Source organism: Limnofasciculus baicalensis BBK-W-15, assembly GCF_024178385.1.
GTDB lineage: Bacteria > Cyanobacteriota > Cyanobacteriia > Cyanobacteriales > Coleofasciculaceae > Limnofasciculus > Limnofasciculus baicalensis.
This window is the reverse complement of sequence record NZ_JAMZMM010000674.1, coordinates 1-1,550: the sequence shown is the minus strand read 5'-3', so window position 1 is coordinate 1,550 and position 1,550 is coordinate 1. Positions and strand designations below refer to the sequence as shown.

At 38.8% G+C, this 1,550-nt stretch carries 1 protein-coding gene; it reads left to right on the top strand.

What is annotated here, in order from left to right; genetic code table 11:
* Window positions 1-392: 392 nt before the first annotated feature.
* A partial coding sequence (locus NJ959_RS29365) for an RNA-guided endonuclease InsQ/TnpB family protein (protein ID WP_256529974.1) occupies window positions 393-1,550 on the top strand: 1,158 nt, incomplete at its 3' end.

The window sequence follows — 1,550 nt, the reverse complement described above, 5'->3', positions numbered from 1 at the left end:
GTTTTATACGGTATTCCGATCCACTTCAAGATTTTATCATCTCTCTTATTGCCGGAAAACGATTCAGTTAGATATACCGTGAGGTGGGGGCAGGTTTTAAAGATAATTTATCCTTGAAGAAGCAAATATTCTCCCTAAACCTGCCCACCCTTCGCTTATTAAGAATGGTGCAAGATCTGAGATCCAAGGTATAATTTGGTGGCTGAATATATAGGAAAATTGGGAGTTTATAAGATGAGTCGCTGAAAACCCCGCGTCTTTAGACCGGGGATGAAAGCGCTTGGTAGGATTTATCCTACCTTGAAATGTCTGTATTTATTGACATAATTTCTCCCAAAGAGCTACAATAAATACAAAATAACACATAAAGAAGGAAAGGAGGTGATGTAAATTTGCTCACAAACTATGTTTACAAGCTACGCCCTAATATCACTCAATCATCAAAAATGTCCAACTGGGTAGACATGCTCAGAAGTCATTACAATTGGTGTTTAGGAGATAGAATAGCTCAATATAATCAGCAGTATATTCAAGGTGAATACTGTGAGATTAGAGCTAAATCTGAAGCTTGCCCATTAACGTGCTTTGTGAGCAAAAAGGGTGCAACTGGCTCACCTTGGAAAAATACGAAAACTGACAAAGAAGGTAAACCCAAAAACCCTCGTCGAAGTCCTGGTGACATCCAAATTACTGCCTTACCAGAATTAAAGCAAGCTAGACCTTGGTATGGTGGCATTGATTCAACCGTTTTACAACAAAATGTCAAACGTCTTGACATTGCCTACCAAAACTTTTTTGATGGGCGAGGTTTCCCTAAATTTAAAAACCGCAGTAACTTCACATCTTTTACATACTCAATGGGTGTGAAAGTACAAGGGAGTAAAATCTATTTACCGAAATTGGGCTGGATGCGTTTTCACAATTCACGTCCAATACCCAATGGTTTTACAATTAAAGCGGCTACAGTTCGTCAGCGTCAAGACGGCTGGTTTCTGTCTATCAGAATTGAAGATAAAACCGTACCAGATTACAGGGCTAAACCTTTAGCTGAGGTAAAAAAAGTAATCGGTTGTGACTTAGGTATTACCAAACTTGTTCATCTGTCAGATAGACATCAAATAGACAATCCTAAGTTCTCAACCAACAAAAAAACTCGACATATCCTCAAAATTAGACAAAAGAGTGTTAGTCGTAAGGCAAAAGGAAGTAATCAGAGAAAAAAAGCTGTTAAAAAATTAGGACGTTTACACAAACGAATTGCTGACAAACGCCAAGCTTACCAATGGAAAGTAGCTAACCAGATTGTATCGAGAAATGTAGATGGAATTGCTCTGGAAGATTTAAACGTTTCTGGAATGATGAAACGCTGTCGGGTTAAAACTGACAATCAAGGACGTTTTTTACCTAATGGACAGTCTAGAAAGAAAAGCTTAAATCGTGCTATCTCTGACGCTGGCTGGAGCGATCTAATTTTAAAGATTGAGTATCTCGCTGCATTCGCGCTAGCGTGCCGGAGGCATCAGCAAGGAAAGGTCGTAATTAAAGTTAAT